This is a genomic window from Lawsonibacter sp. JLR.KK007 (assembly GCF_036941135.1).
Classification (GTDB): Bacteria; Bacillota; Clostridia; order Oscillospirales; family Oscillospiraceae; genus Lawsonibacter.
In genome coordinates, this window is record NZ_JAYWSY010000001.1 from 63,253 (window position 1) to 87,118 (window position 23,866).

Sequence of the window (23,866 nt, forward strand, 5' to 3'; positions counted from 1 at the left end):
CCTCCTAATATTTTTAAATGTTACCGTCAAGAATAATGTAATCACCATCATCTTGCTCTAATTTGTTTACATTCAGCGAATTGACTTCCATTGTGCCATCTCCACCAATAGTAATTTTGTTTTCGGATTTGCTGGATTTTACTATACCAGCCGTAGTTTCATCACCAATAGGAACGTCAGCAGCGACACCCTCTTTGATTAATTTGTCTACATCCGCAAATTTATTCTGAACCTTTTTAAAGTTGTCGTTAATCTTTCGGGCGACTTCTGCACCAGAATCCGAATTGGCCTGTGTCGTACCAGCCCTCAACAACTCATAAACAAAATTCATTAATCAGTCACCGCCTCCCTTTTTAAGCATACAGAATATAATCTGAACATAACGCAGCGGTATCAAAAAGGAATCCTTTATAGTCCTCTGGCTGTCCTACTGGAGCAAAGCAGCTACCAGCAACAACAGGCTCATCACCGCCTCCGGGCGGCTCATACGGAGGACTGTGAACAGGATAGAATACACCCCAATAGAAACCATAAGCCATAGACATAGCTGCACCACCGCCTTAATAAATAAAGCAAATGATACAGTCATTTACGGGCTTTTTGAATTTCACATTGCGAATTTCCGCAGTATTTGTACCACCAAGCGCAATACTTGAGAAATTACCTAATCCATCTGTCGTGTATTCAAAACCATCCATAAAAAATTCTGTATAAGCCGCTGCTTTAATGGTGATGTGATATAACTTGTCTGCAAGTGAACTCGGCTCAACCTTTTTAACTTCTGCCAAACAACGTTCAACGACATTTTCATTTGCAGCAAAGTTGGCGTGTAATAATCCACCTTGTTTTCTTACCATTATTTCACCACCTTTTATAAATAGAGTTCTTTATGTTATTCTACAATTATCACATAATCGACCTCTTCCAAAGTCATATTGTCAAAATCACTCAGAGTTAAATCGTCCATTTCATATAACAACCGATACCTCTTTAATCCTGCGCTTGCCTCACAATCTAAATACATATCGGCAGTTATAGGTTGAATAAATTGAATTATAGTTTCTACAATATTAGCAAAGACATTAAGCACATCTTCCATTCCAGTAAACTTCTTCAGCAAAAAATCTTGTTCCGTATCAATATCAAGCCATGTTTCAAACTCAGGATCATGTAAAACATTTTTCAGCACAAGATCATCAACCATATCTGCATACAAATATGTCATTGCTTCACCACTGATATGGAGCAAATAGAAAATGTCAGTTGGTGCAACATCCAAGAACATTGCAATTTCATCTACATCAATCATTTTCTTGCTTGCCATTTCAGCATCGGCAGATATATATAATTCATTTTCAAACTTATCAATGCTATATTTCAATGTATCTAATTCTTCTGCAAACATCGTCATGTCGAACTTTGCATTGCCGAGTGAAAGTGCGACATAATAATCAAGTGGAGAAGCATAAATCTCCAGAGCAGAATCACCACTAATGAAACTTTTTTCAAGAATGTCCATTTCATCAGCAGACAAAACTATTTCTGATTCACCACTTGCCATAATCTGTTTTAACAAATCAACATCTGTACCTAAATACATTTCACTTACAATTTGCTCATGAACAATTTTAAGAATATCGTGCATGGAAACATCAATAAACATTTCTGATTCAATCTTTAACGCTTTTCTAATCTCAATATCATCCATAGTAGCAAATATATTAAGCCAATCGTACATCGAAAACGCATCTCTTTGAACCAACTGCGTGATAATAACATCAATTTCGGTGAGCCGCTGTTTCAAATAAACGTCATACAGTTCCAATTCTCTCACCTACTTTCTTCATGTTATTTAAGGAGTAACCGTTGGATTAGCCAGTGTCAGTTTTAAACTCCCTGTCTTAACCATAACAATAGTTGCAGTTTCGACGCTACGAGATTGAGATAATTGATTGAACATAAGCAAGTTGCCATCAGTGGGACTATCAAACAAAACAAAGTGTGTAATAGTTCCCCAACTCGCAGAACTCTCATCAAATTGAATTTCGCCGTCATTTGAAACGACACCATTCACAGGTTCGCCCAAATTTGTCAACTCGACACGCTGATAACCAGCAGATGCAAGCGGTTCACTAACACCAGTGCCATCAACTTGCGGCGCAGTAGAACTCAAGCCAAGATACACCTTCTTAGGCAATGTAGGACTTAACTTAGTCATAAACACATTACCCATAATACAGTTCAGAAAATATGTAGAAGTCATATACTGTTCACCCTCACTTTCCTAAAAGATAAATTTTATCTCAAAAAACTCTCATTGATATTGCGAGAAATTAAAAGAATCCCATGATTAGGGATTTCAGCTTCGCCATCTATATCTTTGATAGTAATTTGATAAATGTACTTTCCCTCCAGCCCTAATGTATCAGATGGAAGTAGATCAACAGAAGCAATATTCTTTGCGCCTGTCTCATCATCACCGATGCTGAACTTTAGAGGTTTATTTATTAATGGATCGCCAGTCTTATCAGAATAGTCCACAACAGAAAAGTCACCTATACAACCATCTGCATTGAAAGGAACATTCTTTATTGTCCAAAGCCTCCAGCGGAGGGTTTGTGACTGGCCTGACACAAACATTACCTCTGGTAATGTATAAATATCATGTCTCATATATCACCCTCCATAATTCACAGGAAATTCACAAACAAAATCTAAAATGCAATTTCCCTTTACCTGTAATTTGTTCATCCCTTTTTTCAATGGCAACCAGTTAAAGTTGAAATACTTATACAAATTTGAATAGCTACTATCTGAAGATTTGATTTTTCCAAGAGCATTATCAATAGAAATTTTCAAAAAATAACTTTGTGGCAAATTTGTAAATTTCATTTCAATATCATCACACGACTTATTGATAATTGAAATTGTATTGCTGCCATTTAGCTGAATTTCCAACTTTGGATAATACAGTTGATTAATTGTGGAGCGACTAATTAAATTGATATTTGTCGTTCCATTACAAGGATAATGAAATTTTCGTGGGAACATATATGCATATGGAGAATCACAAGTAACCTTTGCCGTAAACGCCCAAGGAAGCCAAGAGAGTTGTATCGGCTCAAGTTCACTAAACACACAATGATACCTAACAATTTCCAAATCGGGTTGTTCTATTTCAAGCCATTTATACTGTGTCGGCCCCGTTAGCCAGTTAGCTATTGCATCCATCTCATACCGATCAAGGTGTTCATCCATTTTCAACATGAGCGGATCAAGGCCAAACACAAGCCTAAATTCAAGAGGTTCTTCGTAAGTCCGACCATATAAAAAATTCCGTCCCACGGACGGAATTACATCGGTCTGTATTTCTCCTGCGCTGGCAAAGGGAGTAGCCTCATTGTCATTGCCATCAATATCATAAATCCGAAGTCCATATTCCTCACAAGGAACACGATTGTAAGAAAACTTCTTTGCAATAAAACCCATCTACTCACCTCGCAATCTAAAATTTTATTTTTCCGAATCTGGAACTTCTGGTTTCTTCGCTGGTTCAATATTACATTCTGCCAAATAATTCAACACCTCTTGCAGAATCATAAAGCTACCTGAAAGATTTCCTGCGTTCTGAACTCCAGTTACAGTAATACCAGTATCTAATGTTCGCATAACAGCAGCAATAGCCTGACATACATCATCTTTATTTGTAATTTCCTTCATACAAACACTCCTTTATTTATTAATAGCGTCATTAATACAAACCCAACTGCCATTGACTTTAATATGAACACGTGCAGTAATCCAAAGTCCACCACCAGCATCAATTCCTAAACCTTCACTTGCAGAAATTCTCATTCCTCTATATGAGTTAATCATAACAAGATCAGTTATGTTTACACCATCACTACCATATCCATCATACATAGAGCCATAAGAACCAAACAATATGTTTGCACCATTAACCGTACCGCCCTGAATGTATGCGCCATATATACGTGGTGAAGCAATAAGGTCTTGTGTAATTTGTGTACTTGCAATATTCTTAATTTCCTGTTGTGTCCACATATTTTGACTGAGCCAGTTAATGTCTTGGTCAACACCATCCAAACGTTGATTAAAATTATATAGACGTTGATCAATATTCCAACTCATATTTGTTATATCATTATCCAATTCAGTAAATTTACTTTGTACACCACTATTCAAATTGTTCCATGTGATTACACCATTTGCTAAAGTAAGATTTCCTTGCATCCACACATTACCATTTGGATCAACATAGAAATTGTAACCCTTTGTTGCATACGAATTTCTACCTACTCTAATACCAACACCTTCAAGCCACGCCTGACTATCGCCAACAACAGTTGAAGCAGAAAGCGTTCCCGACAAAGATGGAGACACTAATTTGCCACTAATAGTAGCATTATTGGCTCTCATATCACCATTCTTTTTAACCCAAAATGGAGCATTGGCAGGATTTTCAGCACCAGCCCAAAATGCGTATGCTGAATAATAACTTGTACCACCATTAATAGCAACACGTGTGCTACCGCTGCCAGAATACAAATAACTGGACGCAATAGTAAATCCACCGATCTCGCCTGATGTAGCAATTAACTTACCCTTTAAATAAGCATTACCATCCATATCAAGCCAGAAATTCGCATTAGGAGAATCACCAGATGAAATGTCGGTTACTTTCTTAATGCTCCTATTGTTCACTGTACGAACACCTGAAGGCTGTCCTTTACTATCGTAATAAAACAATGTGTCTTTGTTCGCTCCACCTACAATGCCATAAATAGCCCCAAGGTCAATGCGACCTCCAGTGCTGCCATAAAGATTAAAAGAGGCATTGTGTAATGATGCACCTTCAGCATCAACTTTAAATACAGCTACACCACCATCCTGCTTCTCACTTTCGATCACCAAAGACGTACCAGCAAGAATAGTGCCTACAATAGCAGGAGCAACGATACCAAATATACTGCCAAGATTTTTGTCAACAAACTCACCAATACCGATTGTTGCAGAGTTCCAGTTGTCATTTGTAAACATTATGGCATTATGAGCAAGCCATAACTGTTTCGGGCTATAGTCACCGCTGGCCTGAATGTATTTCCTACATCTCAATCCTGTCTGATCAATCGTCAACTCGTTATTTGTACCAGACATAATCATATTTTTCATAGTGTCAATCGCAGAAGTCATAAAGTCCTTGACTTGAGTTTTTGCGCCACTGGTAACAAAGTTGCTGTAGTTGTATTTATTAAAATCAAGCGAACTTGCAGATGAGATACTTTGATCCAACAAATCCTCAAACTTGAACGAAGCGTCATTCAATTTATAAGCATTTCCAAAATCAATCGTAAAATCTGTTAAATCATCAAAATCAACTTCAATACTTGTTACAATAGGTGTAACAACTCCTTTTTCCATTTGAAGATATACTCTTTCGCCCAATGACAACTCTTTGGCAAAATCAATGTAATCTTCTAATGCAAGGAAATTGACAACGGATGTAGAGAAAAAATAGTCAGGAGATGATAACTTTTCCAAAGTCTCAAATCCATATTCAAACAACTCCCATTCAATAGACATTTTCTGATACTCTGTAACATCTTGTGTTAAATATAAAGTTGCAGATGAAGTCTTGAATTGCAAAGAAGATGCAGAACTTGAAACACTTGTACTTAATGTACCTGTCATAGCAAGACTACCACTTGGGAACTCTACTCCATTAAACGTCCCCTTATTCAAATACAATGAGAACACAAATGATCTGTCAGAATTAACTTGTAATGTTCCATTAACGATCTGTGCGTTTAATACTGCATTTGATGTACTTGCGCCAATCGACCCACCACGAATAATATAAAATGTCATATCATTACCATATGGTGCTTGTGTCATAGAAGTAAGGTTTTCCAAATTGAATATAGCAGATATTCCGCTAATAGTCTTAGTATCAACAGCATATGCGTCTGTTGAAGTTGCAACAAAAGTGCTATCAGTTAATGAACCGCATCTGAAATACCTATCTAAAATTTTCAATTCATCAGATGTAAAAAATGAATCAAACGCAGTTCTCTTGTTAATGCTTTTCAGTTGTGATGTATAACTATCAATCTGTGACTGGATGCTTTTAAGCAAATTCTCTTGCGTTGTAATCTGAATTTTCTTTGAAGATATTTGACTATTTATCGAATTAAGTTCTGATTGCAATGCTTGATCTACCGCTATTGCTTGATGAATAGTGGATTGCCTCGTTTCCAAAGCCAATAATTCCCCATTCAATTCTGCTAAAACACTTTCTTCTGTTGTATATCTGCTTATTTGCATATTCTGAGCAATTATCAACTGATAATAAGGCTGCTGATAACTCTCGAATGTATTCTTCCATCGACTCCACTTTTCAATTATTTCATCAGAAAAGTATTTAATATTCATATAAGCATCAAGATTAAAAATGCGATTTAATCCCATTGGATTAGCACTACGAATTGTAACACCATCCGCACCATAAACATCAAGTGCAGTTACAAGTTCATCTGTGTTTTCCTCTATCTCGATCTCTTTAATAAGATTTTTTGTAGATAGATATACAGGCTTTGTATTAACAATCTCGTTAATACTACGCACATTTATTTTTCGATTATATGTATCAAAATCAAAAATACATCCATATGCTTCTTGCAAATCAGATTTAATCCAATCGTAAATATTCTTTGTACTTACGCTGAATGTACGATATTTCCCAATTAAATCATTAGATACTGTTCCAATAGTCCATGACGGAACTTCTGACATAATAATGCCAAGTATTGAACTTTCAACTGCAAATGGGTTCCAAAAGCAATAAGTTCCTTCCTCCAACGTAATATTCTTATTAGTCAGTTCATGTTCAAGAGAATATGCTTTACATGATTTTATCTTAACAACTCCATCATCTGTTTCTTCTGGATTTCTAAGAATAAACTGACCGTAGCCCTGAACGTCAATTACTCTCATTCCTGTCAAGAGGTCATATTCGTCCAATTTTTCGCCGTTAATCTGTGATGGATATTCAAAAGAAATCTCCGAAATTTCATTGTAACAGAACGTTCCTTTTGGTTTTAGAACATTACTTAAATAGCCTATCGCAGAATCATCCAAATTCCTCAAGATAAACTTAGGACGTTTTGTGAAATCAATTTTTGAAAAATCAATAACCAAATGTCAGACCTCCTTTCATGATATATGAAAGGGAGGCATTGAGCCTCCCCTTTATGGTTTCAGCGGATTACTGGTTCTTGTCTTACCACGTTTAATAAAAGAGTCATTTAATGCAGTAATCGTATGTTGAGAAATATCCCTTGTCAGTTGACGAATTTCAGCCTCATCAAGTTTCTGAACAGTATACACCTGAATTGGAGCGGTCACTTCAATAGTATCACCGCCAGTTTGAATGATGTTCTGAGCCTGTTGACTATCATGCTTGATTTGTTCTTGCATCCGTGGAGTCATAAGGTCTGTTTCTCCTAATGCAACAAGCAATTTGCCAAACTTAGATAGCATTGTATCGTCACGGTTCAAGACCTGATACAGTCGATTTGTGTTATCTTCTGTTAAGATCGTTTCACCCTTCTCCAACTTAGCAATGACTTCATTACCTTTTAAAGTTGGATCGTCACCCACAACACCACCTTTATGATACACGGCATATTTAGACTTATATAATTCTTCGCCATTGATATACCATGTGCCATTCGGCTTACGCTCAATCTTCATACCGGGAAGTGCTTGACGTAACTGCTGTGCCAAGTTCTGCTGGTCACGCTCAAGAGCATCTAACCCAGCTTGATCATTAGCGGCTTTAAGCCCATGCCACTTAGACGAGTTTTCCTTCATTCGACTGATAATTGTACCGGGATTGTACTTACCGCCAGAGGTATCATACTCTCCACTACCACCAACAATATAATTTGCACCACCATTAGAAGATGAACCCATACTGGCTTCATAGGCCGCAATCTGCTTTTGTATCTCAAGTATGGCATTAAGGTAACTACCATATTGATTTACTGCTGCACTTGCGCCCTCCCACGCCTTTGTGATTTCGTCATTGGTAACTGAACCATATTCATAGTTCCAGTTAATCAAATCCTGATAAAGCGTGTCCCAATGATTATTAATGCGGTCAATAGCAAGACGATATACTTTTTCCTCAGAAGAAATGCTATTTTCAAGAATGTCAATTTCTTTTTGCTTTTCCTTCTCATAAGCATCAGCCATATCATCAAGCATATCGCTGGCGGCATCATAAGCATGATCTGACTGATAATCAGCAAGATCATTTATCTTTTCAGACAATTCCTCCTGCAACTTGGCTTTCTTAGCCGCCGCCTCACGACTATCATCCAAATCCAAAGCGGCAATTTGCTTACGCAAATCGGCAATAGCCTCTTCCTTATCAGTAACCGCTTTAGTATACCCATCTTTTTCTTTCTCCAGATCAAGCGACTTTTTCTGCAACGAAACAATTTCTTTCATTGCGTCAACTTGATCCTCTAATGCTTCTACTTGATTTTTGACCTCCTGCTTAATCATTTCCTCGACATATTTAAGCAAGTCATTCAGTGCATCTTCTTGATCCTCAAGTGTTTTCTTTGCAGCTTCATTGGCCTCTTTAATTGCACCACTCACTTGACCAATTCCAGATTTTGCACTATCAGCCAATGCCCTCATGCGATTGATATTCTCAATGTAAGCATTAGCCTGTGCCGCAGAGATTTGTCCAGCCATTTGCATGGCCTGAATCTGAGCATACACTAAATCCCATGTAGCACCAGTAACGGTTTCAGTAGCAAAAGCAAGGTTATTCAAAGACTCAATGTTTCCGGCCTCTGCCGCAGTACGAATTTGAGCAACATAAGCAAGTGCTTGTTCAATCGCCATTTGCTCTGTACGGGCAGCAATGACTTTTCGTATACTTCCCTCATTGATAACAAGCATACCATTTTCATCTTTGAGATACTGGAGATACTGTACACCCCAAGAAAGGATTTCTTGCAAGGTATCAATGGTAATGAACCCGCTTTCAGCAAACTCATCAGCCGCAGCATGGAGTGTATCATACAGCCCCGTAATCTGATCAACTGCTTCGTTTGCATTATCTACGACTTGTTGCCAAGCGTTTGCAGAAGTTTCCTTAATCTTTTCAGCATAATCCCACCATAAATCGCTAAGTTTACTAACCTCATCAGAGGCATCAGAATATCCCTTTGAACGATAGAACTCTGCTTGTTCATGAATGGCATCCTGCATACGCTGATAATATTCAACTGTATCTTGAGTATACTGCACAATGCCCCTGTAATCATGGGTATCAATAGCATTACTCAACCAGTTATCGGTTAATGTTACAGCGTTCTCAAGTTCGCCAACAATAGTGTCATAGGCATTAACAACAGCATCAGTAATACTATCGCTATACTCCCACCATTTCTGCTGTAATTCAATGATCTCAGACGATGTATCATCAAGCCCTAACTTACGATATTCTTCTGCCTGATTATGGACGGTTTCTTGCATTTGCTTATAAATAGCAACCACTTGACTTGCATAATCCATCTGCTGCTTTGAATAAGCATCAAAATCCATAATTTTGTTTATACCAGTATTGAAGTTTTTATCGTCTAATTCAGGGACAACACGGACAACAATCTTGTTTTTCTTTTCCATCAAGAACATTTCATGATTGAAATAGTTCAAGACACCATCCATTGTCTTTTTTAATTCGTCAAGAGTATCTTTAAGTTGTTCTTCTAAATTTTCAGCGGCTTTTGTAGCATCCTTAACTTGACTTGTTGTTGTCTTTGTAGTTTTGCCAGTGTCTATCACAGGCTTATATGTTTTGTTTGGATTTACTCTACCATATGCACCGCCATTATAGCCACCAGAGTATGCGGGGATAAGGCCAGTGATAAGTCCACCGCCACGCTTAATCTTTTTGGTTTCTTCAGCCGTATAAACTGTGTCACCCTTATTTAAATGAGCAATTTCAGGGCCATTTGTACCAACCAAATAAGCACGATCACCAGACTTAACAAGTTCCTCGCCTTCCTCGCCAACCAAAGCATCTCCATCTGGAGCGTTCTTTGTACCTTTGGCAAAACCAAGCCAACTTAAAATTCCACTTTTACGCTTTACATCTACATTAACTGTCACTGTTTTGCCAGTTAAATTATTAATTGATGTTTGTAAACTTGAAACTTTTCCCTTTGCTGTATCAGCCGATGTTCCAAGAGCATCTAATGATGCTTGAGCATTGTCCGTTCCTGTACCATCAACTTCCTCAATTCCAGTTTTTAAATCATCAAGTCCTGTCGAAGCTGGAGCGAAATCAAGCGTATCAAGGAAATCTAATGCTTCATCCAGAGATTGTGCTTGACCTTGTGCATTGGTTAATGTAATACTATCTACTTCGCCAAGTTTTCCAATAAGAGTTTCTGCATCATCCTTTGTAAAACCTAATTGTTCCATGAGAACAGATAGACTCTCAGTATTAACTTTTACCTCAAGCCCATCACCCGAAGCAAGACCCAAATTCTTTAAGCTATTTGTCAATGTATCAACATCAGCAGATGCACTCAAGAATGAAATGCCTTCGACACTCTGTAAAGTTGTAAGCAAATCATGAATCTCTTTATCCGTATAACCCAAAGAAATAAGTTGATCAGTCAATGCAGAAATATTTATCGCAGTTCCTTCAAGTGAATCAGAGGATAACCCAATTTGGTCGATTGCGTCCAACACTTCATCGACATTATAAAAGTCAACCTCTCCCCACATAGACAGTGCTTTCAGACAGGCCAAAGCAGCATCTTCAGATATGCCTAACTTTTCAGCAAGAATATCAACAGACGTAGAGTCAATATTAAACTCATAAGAACCATCGGCAAACTTTTCAATTTCAGCAATAATATTGCCGTCATCGTCAAGCACTTGCCCGTTCTCTGCAATCTCATTCAGTCTCTCTAAGAACCCAGCACCAGCAGAATCAGCATCTTCAAATATATCAACATTTTTTTGCATGGCTTGATAAATTTCATCAAGGCCATCACTCCAACCCCATTCATTCAACTGATCAGAGCCAAACAAGAACTCAGCCGCAGCCCAAAATGCGTTACTGTTGACAGTTCCAGCCTCAAACTGTTCATTCAAAGCCTTAAACGCTTCTGCATAAGATTTAAAATCCTCATCCTTTTCAGGAACCGACATTGCAGCGTCATAACGAGATTTTGCCTCAGTAACCTTATCAAAACTACGCTCCATTCCTTCAAGAGCCTGATTGAGCAACAAAGCATTGTCTGTAATAAGTGCAAATCCGTCTTTGCCTTCTGCGACATTTTGCAGAATATTTGCAAGGAATTTTGCACTCATACCATCCTGATCAAGAATGGTTTTCAAGCCAGCACTCTCTTGTGCCAATTCCTCAACGTTGTCCGCTGTGATACCATCAACTGCTTTTGACATTTCAATGATAGACTTTCTGGTATCAGCAAAATCTTCTGCAACAAACAAATCTGACAACGCAGTACGAATATCATTGGCCTTAGTGGTAAAACGTTGTGCATCAAGATATGTAAGTAATGCTTCAACCGAAACTCCGTACTTTTCCGCAGCGGCTTCAAGTTCGGCATACATATCAGAAATAGCACCAGTATCACCAGTAAAGTGCATGGCCTCAGAAGTCCAAATTGCAGTTTCACCAATATCTGCAAGCAACCCTTTAATGTGTTGACCATCAACGTCAAGCCCTTCAGTATCAAGCCTAAACAAATCTTCATTTGTCCAGCCCTCTCCTGCTTTATCAATCAATCCATTGATGTAATCATACACGGTATCTCGACTTAATAAAACAGCACCATCATCTGTCTGAAGAATAGGACTAAACGCAATCTCTACACCATCAAATTCCTCTGCACCACCAAATACTGTCGAAAACGATCCACGAAGTTCATCTACTGTAGACCCCCAAGATTCAATAGCATCTTTATAAGCTGCAAGATTTTCGTCTGTCCACTCTAATACTTGTCGATTATTTGTGTCAATATTTCCAAATATCGTTTGAGATAAATCAACTCCAAGAAGTTTTGATTCATTTACAATCTTATTATATTGATTATAGATTTCTTCATATTCTTTTAGTTTGTCACCTAAAAGTTTCTTCTCTAAGTCAGCGGCATCGACTGCATTTTTAATCTCACTTAATGAATCGACATTTGCATTAACAACTAAATCATAAACAAGTTCGATTTTTTCATCTGACAATCCATCAACATATTCCGCAAAATCTTTTAATTTTTGCTCGGCTAAAATCCAATCTGTATTTTGTACAGCATCAGAATTAAAAAATGCTTTTTTTATTTCGTCCCGTTTCGTTTTAACTTGAAGTGCTACTTGTTCTTGCTTTTGCATAGCATCAAGATATTTTGCGTACTGTTCATTTTCCCTCAAAACAGCATCAACATATTCTTCAGCAGAACCAATGCTATCGTCAAAACGTGAATCGCCTTCAAGATTTGAAATAATATTTTTTCTGAATTTTTCAAACCCATCTTGCGTAGTTGGATCATTTGAAATTCTTTCAGCCAACATTAACTGAGAAGCAATGTTCTTGTTTGCTGTTTCAATCTGTTCAATAGCACCACTTAACTCATCGGAATATTCACTATACAAATTCGCAAGTTCTTCCGCAACAGGATTATCGGCACCAAATTCTTCAATAACATCATTCATTGCACTTTCGATGAACTTATAATCAGCCATTAAGTCATCAAAAGTAGCTTTTGCCGTATCTCCACCAGTTAATTCAACACTTGGCAGGAATATTGTACCTCCACCTTTAGAGCCTGTATTATCTATACCTTCATATCCAAGTTCTTTAAGGTAGTCCATAGCTTTACCAGCTTCTTCGCCAATAGCACTAAAGAATTTACTATTCCCACCAAAATAACCAGTTTTTAAATCCTCAACAACCTGATCTTTAGCAGCGTTCGCACCAGCAACAGAAGCGTTTGTTTCAGTACGTAATGCCTCCATAGTTGCTTCAAGTATGGCGGTTTTGTAATCTCCATATTTTGCAATCAAACTATCAAGTTTACTTTCTTCCATACCAAGAGCATTTACAAGGGCATCTCTTGCGGCAGACGCATCTTCAACTGATGCGGTTCCAGCATCCACGGCCTCACATAAATCTAAATAAGCATTTGCAAGTTCTGCGATATTGGTTGCTTTTTCAGACGCAGCATTACCAGCATCAATAACTGCCTTTCGTGCTTCCTCCTGTGCTTGTTTCCAGTTTTTATATGCTACAACCGCAATAGCAATAACAGCCACAACAGCCATAATTGCAGCGGTAGCAACTGTAGCGGCAGAACCAGTAGCAGTAAGTGCGCTGGCTGCACCCTTTAATGTAGTAATAAAACCGCCACCAGATTCTTTGCCTAAATCCCAAGCTGCCTTCAAATTACCGAACATAGACGTAATCTTAGGAATAATACCAAACCCTGTTTGCAAGCTATTCCAAATGCTTTGCACCAATCCAACTGTTTTATTGAAATTGAATAAAGCAATAACATCAAGCAAAATCAACAAGGAATTACCCATTCCACCAAGAGAATTGATAATATTATCAATGGTATGAACGAACGTAGTTCCAAAATCAATAATTGCGCCAACCAAATCATCACTAATAATCGTACTTGACAATGACTCAAAAGACGCTTTAAACTGATTAATCTTAGCTTCTAAACTACCAAGCCATACTTCTTGTTCTTTCATAGCAGAGCCAGCAGAATTTTCAGAAGCCTCAAGTGCTGCTTTTAAATCTTCCAAATTAGTTAATGTAGCAGCAAGAGCGTTACCCTGTCTTTTACCAGCGACCAACTCAAGTAATGCGGCTTGATCAATGTCAGACATTTTCTCCCAAACTTCACCAATTCCAAGAATAATGTCATATGTACTCTTGAACGTCTTTTCATCTTTCATAATGTCAAAGCCGCCAAGCCCATCAACATTTGTCAATCCCTTAATAGCATCACGTAAAGACGCTGTACTTTCAGCCATATATTCAGTTTCAAGTCCAGCTTCCTCCAGTTCGGTCTTTGCACCACGAATACGCATAGTAACTGTTTTCCACATTGTACCAACCGTATCAGGGTCTTGAATAACATTATTAGCGGCAACTACCAGAGCGATTGATTCATCAATAGTATTGTTAGCGGCAGCAAAAGAAGCAGCCGAACGCTGGAGCGCATCACCTATACCGCCTGATGAAATAGCAAACTTATTACCAACTTCATTAAACTTATCAACAATATTAATAGCATCTCCAGCCTCAAGGCCAAAACCTTTCATTGTAGAAATCAGGCTTGTAGTTGCTTGATCAATATTATCAATATCATCACCAACATTAGCATAAATTGTAGCCACTCGCCCAAGTTCTTCTGATTCATCTAAAGAATATCCAAGGCGTGAAAATGCCGATGTTGCATTGACCAAATCTGTAACTGTACTTCCCAATTCAACAGCATTGCTTTTAGCATTTTTGAGAAAAGTATTAAATTGATTTTCTGCTCCATCGGTAACTTTTTTCAATTCAACCATTGCTGTATTAAGAGCAATTACATTAGTTACCATCTGCTTGATAGAATCAATAACTTGATAAATTACACGGCTTGCACTAAAAAATGCAGAAAAATTCTGAAATGCTTGCTTAATCTGATCTCCAAACGATTTGCAATGGACTCCCGCTTGAACAACTTTTGAATTAAATGTATCAAATTCAGAATTGAATTTCTTTAATTCAGCAGGAGTAGAAATATTTGCAGCGGCAGCTTGTAATTGTTCTAATTCACGTACAAGGTCTGGTCTTGATTTAATTGCGCTATATGTAGCGGCATAATCGGAAACTTTTGACCGAGCTTTTTCAATATCGCCAGTAAACTTTTGAATTGACGCTGTATCCTTAAATACATTAGAACTTTTTGACAAGTTATTAAATTCATCTTGCAATTTTCTAACTTCTTGTGTAAGCCTTTGAACATCTTCACCGTTAGAAGGATCGAGGTCTTGCAATTCAGATTTAAGTTGTTTTGCTCTGCTGCTTAATTCATCAAACCTCTTTGAAAGTTCAGTAATTCCAGAACCAGCAATACCAGAAGTATCAATGTTCAATTTCATGGTTCCTGCTTTTTCTGAAATCGAATCAAGAATATCAACTTTTTTGCTAATCACGGACTGTTCTGCCCGATATTCAGAAACCGCACGTTTTGCGGCATTAACTTTTTCTGTAACTGCTTCCCATTCAGTAGCTAACTTGCCGCCAACAGCATTACGATCTACATTTTGCAAAACAGTATCAAGTTCCTGAATGGCGTTTTTCAATTTCTCAGCACCAGCACTATCACCAATCGTAGAATACGTAGCTTTAAGATTTTTCACATACGTATCCATATCTTGCATTTGCTTTTTAATTCCAGAATCTATAGCTAATGCACTTTCGGATTGTTTTAATGCTTGATACTCAACTTCTAACTGTCCAATAACTCCTTTGAGTTCATTATAATACTGCAACTTTTGAGGATTGCTCGTTGCATTATTGAAATTCTCCTGAGACTGTTCTAATTGCTTAAAAAGTGTTTTTACAGAATCAGTTTGATTTTTCAACACACTAAACTTGCTCTGAATATTCTGAATATCAAAATCAAGTTTTGTGTCCTCATTCATCTTCTTAATTGCGGTATTATATTCGTCAATCTCCTTTTTGACAGAACGCAAACTTTCTTTCGCAGCCTTAAAATCATTTGCATCAATAGCAGACTTAAAAGAATTTTGTGTTGCACCTTTTAAAGTAAGTCCAACATCAGAAGCCGCTTGCTTATACTTCTCCATCTGTTGAACAAGTTCTTTTTGCATAGAGGCCATTTTCTGCTGTTGAGTAATTACTTTAGAAACGCTTTTAGGATCAACTTCAATTCCGATTTTTGCCGTTTCCTGATTAATTTCCTTAACAAGAGATGCAACGCCTTTTTCAACCTGAGACTTTTCTATTGCGGCTTTCAGAATAAGTTGTTTTGTCCTAAGCCCATTCAAAATTGTACTTAAATCAGCACTAATTTGTGATGTAGTCTCTGATATATTTAGACCAAGTACAATCTGACCATCAGCAGCCATATATTTCACCTCCATACCATATAAATAAGCCCTCGCCATTTCTGACGAGGGCTGTTAATTGCTATTGTTTTATCTTATCCGTAATACATAAGCGGACGAATAACCGTTATTTCAATCCCAAGATCATTTTTTGAGTTGAACTCTTGTATTCCTTCTTCTACAAATCTCTCTGCTACACGATAGCCAAAATTCGGTATATTCTTGAACCAAACTGGCTTTTTTACTGTATAACCATCATTCAACAGCCAAAAAACATTTGCATTTGACTGGTTCCATTTATTAAAAATAGATGGGCGAATTGCATTTTGAACTTTTAATGTGCAAGATAATCTCATACCATCAACTTTAATATCAGCAATATCAGCAGCTGATAAACAACTACCCATACTACCACGATTTATTCTTGACTGGATACAATCTCGCAATAGGTTTGCAGCCCGAACAAGTTCTTGTGCATATGTTAGTCCTGAAGGTGCTTTAATCTTTGTGAGATCGAGGCCAGCAACTATCTTATCTAAAGACATAGAACACCTCCACATAAGAAAAGAGCAACCGCCAAAGACGATTACTCTTAATAAAATTTATTTTTTTGTCAATGTCACAATTAATCCAGTTGTTACCTCAAAAAATATTTTTCCGTTATTATATTCTACAAGTTCAAAATTTATCGAATTATCTGGATCAACAACTTCAACATATCCATCTTGTACTGTATAAGAGCAACTTGTTTCAATCGTTCCTCCCTGAAAATCTGGCTTAATTATTTTTAGATTTCCAGATTTAGTGAATATCAAAGAATATTTGTTAAACTCATAGGTTGTTTCCCCGTATATATCACCAATCTCATCTGTACTTATAATATTTTCTCCATCACTATACTCCGAAACTACCCATGTGCCAACAATGTTATCTTCATCATTTCCACTACAGCCAGCAAACGAGAAACATACAAAAACCACAAATATCGCAGATAAAATTCTTTTAAACATAATAAGCACCTCCATGATGCTATTATATCATCAAAAACAAGCGAAGTCAATATATGATTGTATTTTTTGTTATGTTGAACTCAACACAGTAGACACCAACTCAGAATAGTTCATATTCTTCAGTGCCTCAGTCATATCCGCAGCCGTTCCAACATGAGAAATTGTTTCCATAAGTTGCTGACCAGTAGCAACCAACATGGCAACACCGTTTTCAATTTCCTCTCTGGCCTTAGTCAAAATCTGCCGCTCTTGACTAAACTGCATCTGCTTCCGATATTCCAACTTATCACATACCATCTGACGAAGCCCCTGAATCAACTGCTGATACGAATTATCCTTGACATTGGCAACAAGATTGATTGCCTTACAAAGTTCATACGTCTTATCAATATCCAGAACATCTTCGGTGCTACCATCATCAAGAGTAAGAGACTTTTCAAATACGGGTACATTCGTAGTCATCTGGAGTAAAGTGATCATAAATACAGCATCCAAAATTTGAGGAATAAAATCGCCATTTGAATCAAAACAAGCATTTACGACACGATCAACAAAAGCACCTTGCTCATCTACGCTCATTTCATTTTTAATGGGAATCTCCATCAAAACAGCATCCTTATTATCAGGATCAGTAAGTGTAAGTACAACATTAGTCTTATGATTCTTATAAATGTCCATCAGCGCATTAACAGACTTCTTTGTAATTTTATTCATATCAATTCTCCTTCAATTTTGATTTATATTTGCAACAAGTGAAATCTTGAATTTCGGCTTGAATCTTTCCGTCTTTCGCTTTTTGCAAAATACTACAATTTCGTTTGTATCTACTACAACCGATGCAATTAGATTCAAATTTTTCTAATTGAGATATATTATCAAATATACCTATGTAGTCAACTGGCGTAATTTGTATTTCTACTCTTGGATTTTCTGCATCATAATAAATGCCATTTACACGTTCGCAAACAACATTATCATCAACCCAAATTTTCCCACTATCAGTAATAGCATCAAGCATACACTTAAAATAATTGTTGCAATCCATGTCAACACGTGGGAAATAAAATACACAATCCACATAAAAATGTTGTGTTTTATTCGGAATCAAATCCCATCCTTGTTCTTTTACTTGCTTAGTAACATACCTTGCGAATCTTGTTTGATACCGTGTAGCTTCTGGCGTTTTATAACTCATAGCCAGTGGCTTACCATTTCGTATAATTGCACGATATGCCAAATAATGATTTACAGATGGGGGAATTTCCGATACCAAATTTAAAGTCATCTCATTCCTCCATAAGAGTAAATGAAGGAGGGGATTATACTCACCCTCCCACATTTTTAATTTTCTGTTTTTAAAACATCCTCGACAGTTTGCTTGTCAATATTCATGGCATCTTCAATAATGTTTGCCTCACGTCTTTTGCCACGTGTGCGCTTTGGTGTCTCTTTCACAGTCTCATCCTCTGCCTTTGCTTCATCCGTAGACACTATTGCGTCCGGGGCTTTCTCGACAGCGAACTCCTGCCTTGCGGCCTGAACACGGCGCAAGTATTCTGCGCCGCACTCAGGACTACACGCAAGACTATGATAATTAAAAGCACCAATCACAGCACTTGGTTTATTACAAGGGACGAACATTTTGCCACATACCCTACATGGAATAGCACGTGCCGCCATGTCAAATCACCTCACAAATCAAATTACGCAGCGTCCTCCTGCTCACCGAACACAGTCATATCCCAGAACTTAGTGCCACCATTAGTACAAGCGGAAGCCAAGCTGGTAGCCTCGAAACCGTGAGTAGTCTGACTATCGCCCATAGCAAGATCGAAAGAGCCAGTAAAGTCAGCATAAGGAATGTAGAACTGAACATGATAAATATTGTGACACTTATCTTCAGCCAGAGCATCTACATACATCTCAACAGTCTCGGAATAATTATCAGAGATGTTGGAAACAACATCACCCTCGACATTGCGAGTATAGTACACAACAATAGACGTACCATCGGCAATCTCACCATCAGCAAAAGTCAGTTCCTTAGTAGCAGGATCGTAAGCAAACTTACCAGTAGCAGCAGTAGCATCCTGAGTCAGACGCTTATTGATAGTGCTATCAGCGTTCTTAACAATGACTTCCTGAATCTCATTGCCAGCAGTACCCACGGCCTTAAAATTAGTAGTAGCCTTGTTGCTATTCACAGTAAGATAATCAGGAATCTTGACAGGAGTGGCGGTCTTGTGTTCGCCAGCAGAACCAACCTCAACCTCAACCAGACCCATAGACACCATACCATTTGTGCCAGACACAGTAACAGACTTATTACGCTTCAACTGACCAATGGTGCGACCACCCTTACCAGTCAGAGCGGTGTTGTCCTGACTATTGGCAATAGTAGCGTTCTGCAATTCATCCAGAGTAAACCGATGAGTACCACCGTTGATACCGAAAGCCATAATAGTCTCAAGACTTGTAATAGACAGGTCATTCACATTAACAGACATATTATCGTCCTCCTTTATTTTTGTAATAAAAAAGCACCAGACATTAATCTGGTGACAGCCAACTTAATTTTTCGAGATCAATTTTGTTCAAATCTACCGTACCAAAATAAGCACCGTTCATTGTTTGTTCCCAATGCTTTTTCTTCTGAATTTGTCGCCAACTCGCATTTAGTTTGTATATACTCAAATCCATCACAGTATCATAGTTATACTTAAATTCCTCAGTATTCACCAAAGAAATAATGATACCCTCCAGAAAAGATTTATATGGTTTCTTTGCAAGTCGTTGTTTTTTTAGTCGTTTGCGTTCAATCAGATACCTTTTCGCCTCATTATTACCAGCCTGTCCAAGAGGTGCTTCCCAAAAATGTATTTTGCGAATTGCATTACATATCTCCAGCGCAATCATTTGGTCAATCACAATATCATTCGTAGGATCATAAAATACACGTTCGCCATTTTTTGTGTTTTTGGCAGCTTTGAAATTTTTCAAATCCAAATTGCCAAATAGGATTTCTGTATTTTCCTCATTTGCCGCAATAGACTCCATCATCAAAAGAAATAACTGATAATTAGTAATTGATTCATAATCAATCCCTATATCATCTAACTCCACCATTAAATCAAATGGCGTAGCTATCAATGTTTGCACAATGCTATAATACTTCTGATCTCCAAAGTCAAAAATCTCATTCACGGTTGGTACATGAACTGCGATTTTATCATTTATCTCATAATCGCTGATACGAAGTAAATTAGGTTTCTGTACCATTACTTAGCACCAGACCTCAGATCACCATTGATTGTCGGACGATTAAACTCCGACACCGTATATTCCAGAGCAATACCATGAAAAGTTGAAGCAGGACTAATATCATCCATTCCATACAACTTCATTCGACCAACTCCCAAATCCATCGAACCATTAAACAATGTCTCTAATCTTTCTCCAATTAAATCAGGCCGCAGCCCATTACTGGTGCGGATATTATCTTGATGACAAAAAATATAGAAAACAATATTTACAGTTTTAAATGTCTTGTTTTGCACTTCTGGAATATAAATCCTAAAACAAATGTAGTTATTTGTATCTTTCGTTACATCAGGAGTATAAGCATATGGAAAAATATTTTTGTACATCAAAGACCGATCTGGAATTGCAGAATTAGGCGTATCAGTTATCAGGTCTACAATTTCCTGATCGCTGCAAAGCAATTTCATAATCTTGCTTCTGTACTCGGTCAATTCTTTGCATAAAGCCATATCATTTCACCTCAAATCCACATATCGGTCTTTGTCTCTAACTCTGCGCCTGTTCCAACAGGATCAGGAACATAATCTGCAATCATCAATTCTTTGTTGTCAACCTTCGGATTAAACTGATCTTCATACAAAGTGAACGCAATAAATCCATGCTCGTTAGCATCTGAATATGATACAGTGTCAGCCTGTTTGACAACGTATGCTGTAGGATTGACTTGATTACGGTCAACCAAAAACCTAACACCATTATCAATCAAAATAGTATGCTTATCATATGTAATGTACATAAGCATCTGCGTTGTACCAACCGTCATTTTCAATTCATCATCATAACGCTCAGTTTCGCCGCTGCCATACTGTGTAGAGTTCAAGATGCTTACAGGGTATTCAACAATCTCATGATTCAGCGGAGAGTAGAATTTTATATAGTGATTGCAGAATCGTAAAGTCCCCTCAAACTGAATACCATGTAAATTGTTAGCCTCAAGGCACATCCAATAACCATGTTCAGGCCAAGGAATTACATCACCCTTATAAATAGGCTCATGTATCATCGTTTGAATTTGTGCCTGTTCAGGAGAAGTTGAACGATATGTTTCCTGATAAATCCTTGGATGCAAAATTCGTTCACTATTCCAGACTTGTACCCCATCTGGAATATAAGAAGGATCGTCTGCGAAAGTATGTCGTACCAAGTGCAACGAGTTTTCAATTTGCTCATTTCGCATAGTATTACCACCAGCGTTCATTCTACGAAGAAAATTCTGATAACCTCCCACAGACAATCACCTCCTTACATATCTTGTTTAATCCAACGATAACGAGACAATAAGGTTTCGTTATCTTTTCGATACATTTCACGCATAGCAACCATTTTTTCTAATTGGTTTGCTGGCGAAAAAGCATTGAAGTCCTTACTTGAAAGTGTCTGTTTAAGTGCAAGAGGAACACGAATATAGTTACTGTCAAGATAAGCAATTACCATGTAATTAGCCAATATTTCAATTTCAGTATCCGTCAACGTGACTTCAAACTTCCTTTTGTTCCTTTTACTCAAATCTTGTTTGCATCCCCTAAAAGATGCAATCGCTGGACGCAAATAATCTGAAAGAACCTCATAAATATCGGTTTCTTCCAGATTCAAGAAGTCATAGTCTTTAATTTTTGATAGAACACTTTCGTAAAGAACTGTAAAAGGTGTACCTTTCATGGCTCACCTCCCATTACACATACTGCATTAACTCAACACCTAAATGCTTTTCAAGGCAACGAATGATTTTTACGTTCTCAATTTTACCATTCTTAACAGCATCCTCAACCTTATGAGTCAATCCAGTCTTAGCATCATTGCTCAACCCGGAAAGCAGTTCCTCGACCTCTTTCACATCAGACCCATACAGTTTCCGCATATCCCCACGATTCATGTTGTTTGCATAAACCTTATCAAGACCTAATTTCTTAACAACATTTTTATCAATGGGCAGCAACCACTTATCATTAAAATACCTTGGATGCTTAGTTTTCATCATCCTAAGTTGCTTGTAAGTCATCTCCTGAATATCACCGACTTCCACCCAAGCAAAACTCTCAAAAGTCGTTGTACAAGTGTAGTATACCGCAGGAACAAGCGACTTGACAGAAACCTTTGTATCATCATTCAAAGTGGTAGAAGTGGCAGGAGCAACTTTCTTTGAAGCTGCCCCATCAGGAATTTCGGTTTTCACCTTATTCTCAATATCCTGTGCCATTAAAACGCCTCCCAAATTTTATTTATTATTAGATTAAGCCAACTCCCAATCACCAACAATCCCGCCATAGATAACAGCCAGACCAGCCTTAACCTGAATCTGACCCTCAAGAGTCATATCCATGTTTTCACGACTATCGGTAATTTCCTTCAGGCGGGAATCGCCCTCAAACACAAACTTGATGGGCTTTGCATTATTTGCCAGCAAAATCAAGCGAGTGCTGGACAGAGCAAAGTCAAACGTACCCTGTTTAAATACCTGCGGAATAGGCATCAGATCGTAACCTTCCCAACTGGAAATAACGCCATTACGATTACGCTGCTCCTTGGCAGACTCAGGAATCCAATTCTCATCAATATTCTTCTGCAACTTACGCAAAGCCGCACCAGTACCAACAATAATAGGCTTCACACCATTATTGGCAGCAGACACCTTATCCAGCAATGTCAGAAGCTCATCACGCTCAGTATCGGTGGACAACGCACCACGACCAGTAAAACCATCAGGCACAAGATCGCTCATATTGGTAAATGCCACATACGCTGCACTCTGGAACGCTTGCAAGAAGGACTTACGAGCCTTATCCAGCAACTTAGCCCAAGAGTCAATGTTCTTCATGAACCGCTCAAACTCATTGTAAAAATGCACGTCCCACCAAGTAGTCTCAACACTAAACTCAGCCCCTAAATCCATGCGCTCACGGTTGGTATCCCAATGATTACCGCTAAACTTAGATACCACAAAGTAACCATTGTCCTCGGCGTAGAACTCATTCTTATCACCTAAGTCAACACGAATAGTCTCAACAAAACGATCAAAGAATTCATTCTCTTTCCAGCCCTCCGGCAAAGTCTGATCAAGAGTGGTTTCAAGAATTTCATAAATATCGTTCTTATACTTACGATAAGTACGATAATTGTACTTCTCACCATGCAGAATTTCTTTCTCAAAACGGTCACGGATTTCATCATCCATGCTCCGATTACTGGTATCCACATTCCCAGCAACATAATTACCAAGATCACCAGTATAATGATCAACACCAAGGGCGATCAACTGCTGCTTCTCAGTAGAGAAATTAGCCAGCTTACTCATATCACAAGCCATATTCACATACCTCGCTTTCTAAATTAAA

General features: G+C 37.9%; 21 protein-coding genes. All 21 read right to left on the minus strand.

The window, feature by feature from the left end:
• Positions 1-13: 13 nt before the first annotated feature.
• The 21 genes from VV088_RS00405 to VV088_RS00505 all read right to left on the minus strand — a co-directional run bounded on the left by VV088_RS00405 (position 14) and on the right by VV088_RS00505 (position 23,838).
• Entirely contained in the window at positions 14-331 is a 318-nt protein-coding gene (locus VV088_RS00405; RefSeq protein ID WP_334598942.1) for a hypothetical protein, read from the minus strand.
• 229 nt (positions 332-560) lie between these two features.
• Positions 561-857 (minus strand): hypothetical protein, encoded by a 297-nt coding sequence (locus VV088_RS00410; RefSeq protein ID WP_285829463.1) that lies wholly within the window; start codon positions 855-857, stop codon positions 561-563.
• 35 nt (positions 858-892) lie between these two features.
• Positions 893-1,834, minus strand: a complete 942-nt coding sequence (locus VV088_RS00415) for a hypothetical protein (protein WP_285829464.1) — start codon at positions 1,832-1,834, stop codon at positions 893-895.
• Positions 1,835-1,852: 18 nt separating this feature from the next.
• A complete protein-coding gene (locus VV088_RS00420; RefSeq protein WP_334598943.1) occupies positions 1,853-2,263 on the minus strand; it encodes a phage tail fiber protein in 411 nt (136 codons plus the stop codon).
• 35 nt (positions 2,264-2,298) lie between these two features.
• On the minus strand, positions 2,299-2,673 hold the full coding sequence (locus VV088_RS00425) for a hypothetical protein (protein ID WP_334598944.1): 375 nt from the start codon (positions 2,671-2,673) through the stop codon (positions 2,299-2,301).
• Between the two features lie 3 nt (positions 2,674-2,676).
• Positions 2,677-3,489, minus strand: a complete 813-nt coding sequence (locus VV088_RS00430; protein ID WP_217959386.1) for a phage tail domain-containing protein — start codon at positions 3,487-3,489, stop codon at positions 2,677-2,679.
• A 24-nt stretch (positions 3,490-3,513) separates the two neighbouring features.
• Entirely contained in the window at positions 3,514-3,720 is a 207-nt protein-coding gene (locus VV088_RS00435) for a hypothetical protein (protein WP_217959385.1), read from the minus strand.
• 12 nt (positions 3,721-3,732) lie between these two features.
• Positions 3,733-7,218 (minus strand): phage tail protein, encoded by a 3,486-nt coding sequence (locus VV088_RS00440; RefSeq protein WP_285829467.1) that lies wholly within the window; start codon positions 7,216-7,218, stop codon positions 3,733-3,735.
• Positions 7,219-7,269: 51 nt separating this feature from the next.
• Positions 7,270-16,224, minus strand: a complete 8,955-nt coding sequence (locus tag VV088_RS00445) for a phage tail tape measure protein (protein WP_334598946.1) — start codon at positions 16,222-16,224, stop codon at positions 7,270-7,272.
• A 74-nt stretch (positions 16,225-16,298) separates the two neighbouring features.
• Positions 16,299-16,748: a hypothetical protein gene (locus VV088_RS00450; protein WP_334598947.1), complete on the minus strand. Its 450-nt coding sequence runs from the start codon at positions 16,746-16,748 to the stop codon at positions 16,299-16,301.
• 57 nt (positions 16,749-16,805) lie between these two features.
• Positions 16,806-17,213, minus strand: a complete 408-nt coding sequence (locus VV088_RS00455) for a hypothetical protein (protein ID WP_217959381.1) — start codon at positions 17,211-17,213, stop codon at positions 16,806-16,808.
• Positions 17,214-17,282: 69 nt separating this feature from the next.
• Positions 17,283-17,927 carry a hypothetical protein gene (locus tag VV088_RS00460; RefSeq protein WP_285829470.1) on the minus strand — a complete coding sequence of 215 codons (645 nt, stop codon included), beginning with the start codon at positions 17,925-17,927 and terminating at the stop codon, positions 17,283-17,285.
• Position 17,928: 1 nt separating this feature from the next.
• A complete protein-coding gene (locus VV088_RS00465) occupies positions 17,929-18,498 on the minus strand; it encodes a RusA family crossover junction endodeoxyribonuclease (protein ID WP_285829471.1) in 570 nt (189 codons plus the stop codon).
• A gap of 56 nt (positions 18,499-18,554) precedes the next feature.
• Entirely contained in the window at positions 18,555-18,893 is a 339-nt protein-coding gene (locus VV088_RS00470; protein WP_285829472.1) for a hypothetical protein, read from the minus strand.
• A gap of 23 nt (positions 18,894-18,916) precedes the next feature.
• A complete protein-coding gene (locus VV088_RS00475; protein WP_285829473.1) occupies positions 18,917-19,720 on the minus strand; it encodes a hypothetical protein in 804 nt (267 codons plus the stop codon).
• A gap of 43 nt (positions 19,721-19,763) precedes the next feature.
• Positions 19,764-20,492, minus strand: coding sequence for a hypothetical protein (locus VV088_RS00480; protein ID WP_217959377.1), 729 nt, complete (start codon positions 20,490-20,492; stop codon positions 19,764-19,766).
• The gene (locus VV088_RS00485) at positions 20,492-20,983 is read right to left on the minus strand and encodes a hypothetical protein (RefSeq protein ID WP_217959376.1); all 492 of its coding nucleotides are present in this window, start codon (positions 20,981-20,983) and stop codon (positions 20,492-20,494) included. Before VV088_RS00485 ends, VV088_RS00480 begins: the two co-directional genes overlap by 1 nt.
• Positions 20,984-20,994: 11 nt before the next feature.
• A complete protein-coding gene (locus VV088_RS00490; RefSeq protein WP_217959375.1) occupies positions 20,995-21,762 on the minus strand; it encodes a hypothetical protein in 768 nt (255 codons plus the stop codon).
• Positions 21,763-21,776: 14 nt separating this feature from the next.
• On the minus strand, positions 21,777-22,193 hold the full coding sequence (locus VV088_RS00495) for a hypothetical protein (protein WP_217959374.1): 417 nt from the start codon (positions 22,191-22,193) through the stop codon (positions 21,777-21,779).
• Between the two features lie 13 nt (positions 22,194-22,206).
• Positions 22,207-22,731 (minus strand): hypothetical protein, encoded by a 525-nt coding sequence (locus tag VV088_RS00500; protein ID WP_217959373.1) that lies wholly within the window; start codon positions 22,729-22,731, stop codon positions 22,207-22,209.
• 33 nt (positions 22,732-22,764) lie between these two features.
• Positions 22,765-23,838: a hypothetical protein gene (locus tag VV088_RS00505; protein ID WP_217959372.1), complete on the minus strand. Its 1,074-nt coding sequence runs from the start codon at positions 23,836-23,838 to the stop codon at positions 22,765-22,767.
• Positions 23,839-23,866 lie beyond the last annotated feature (28 nt).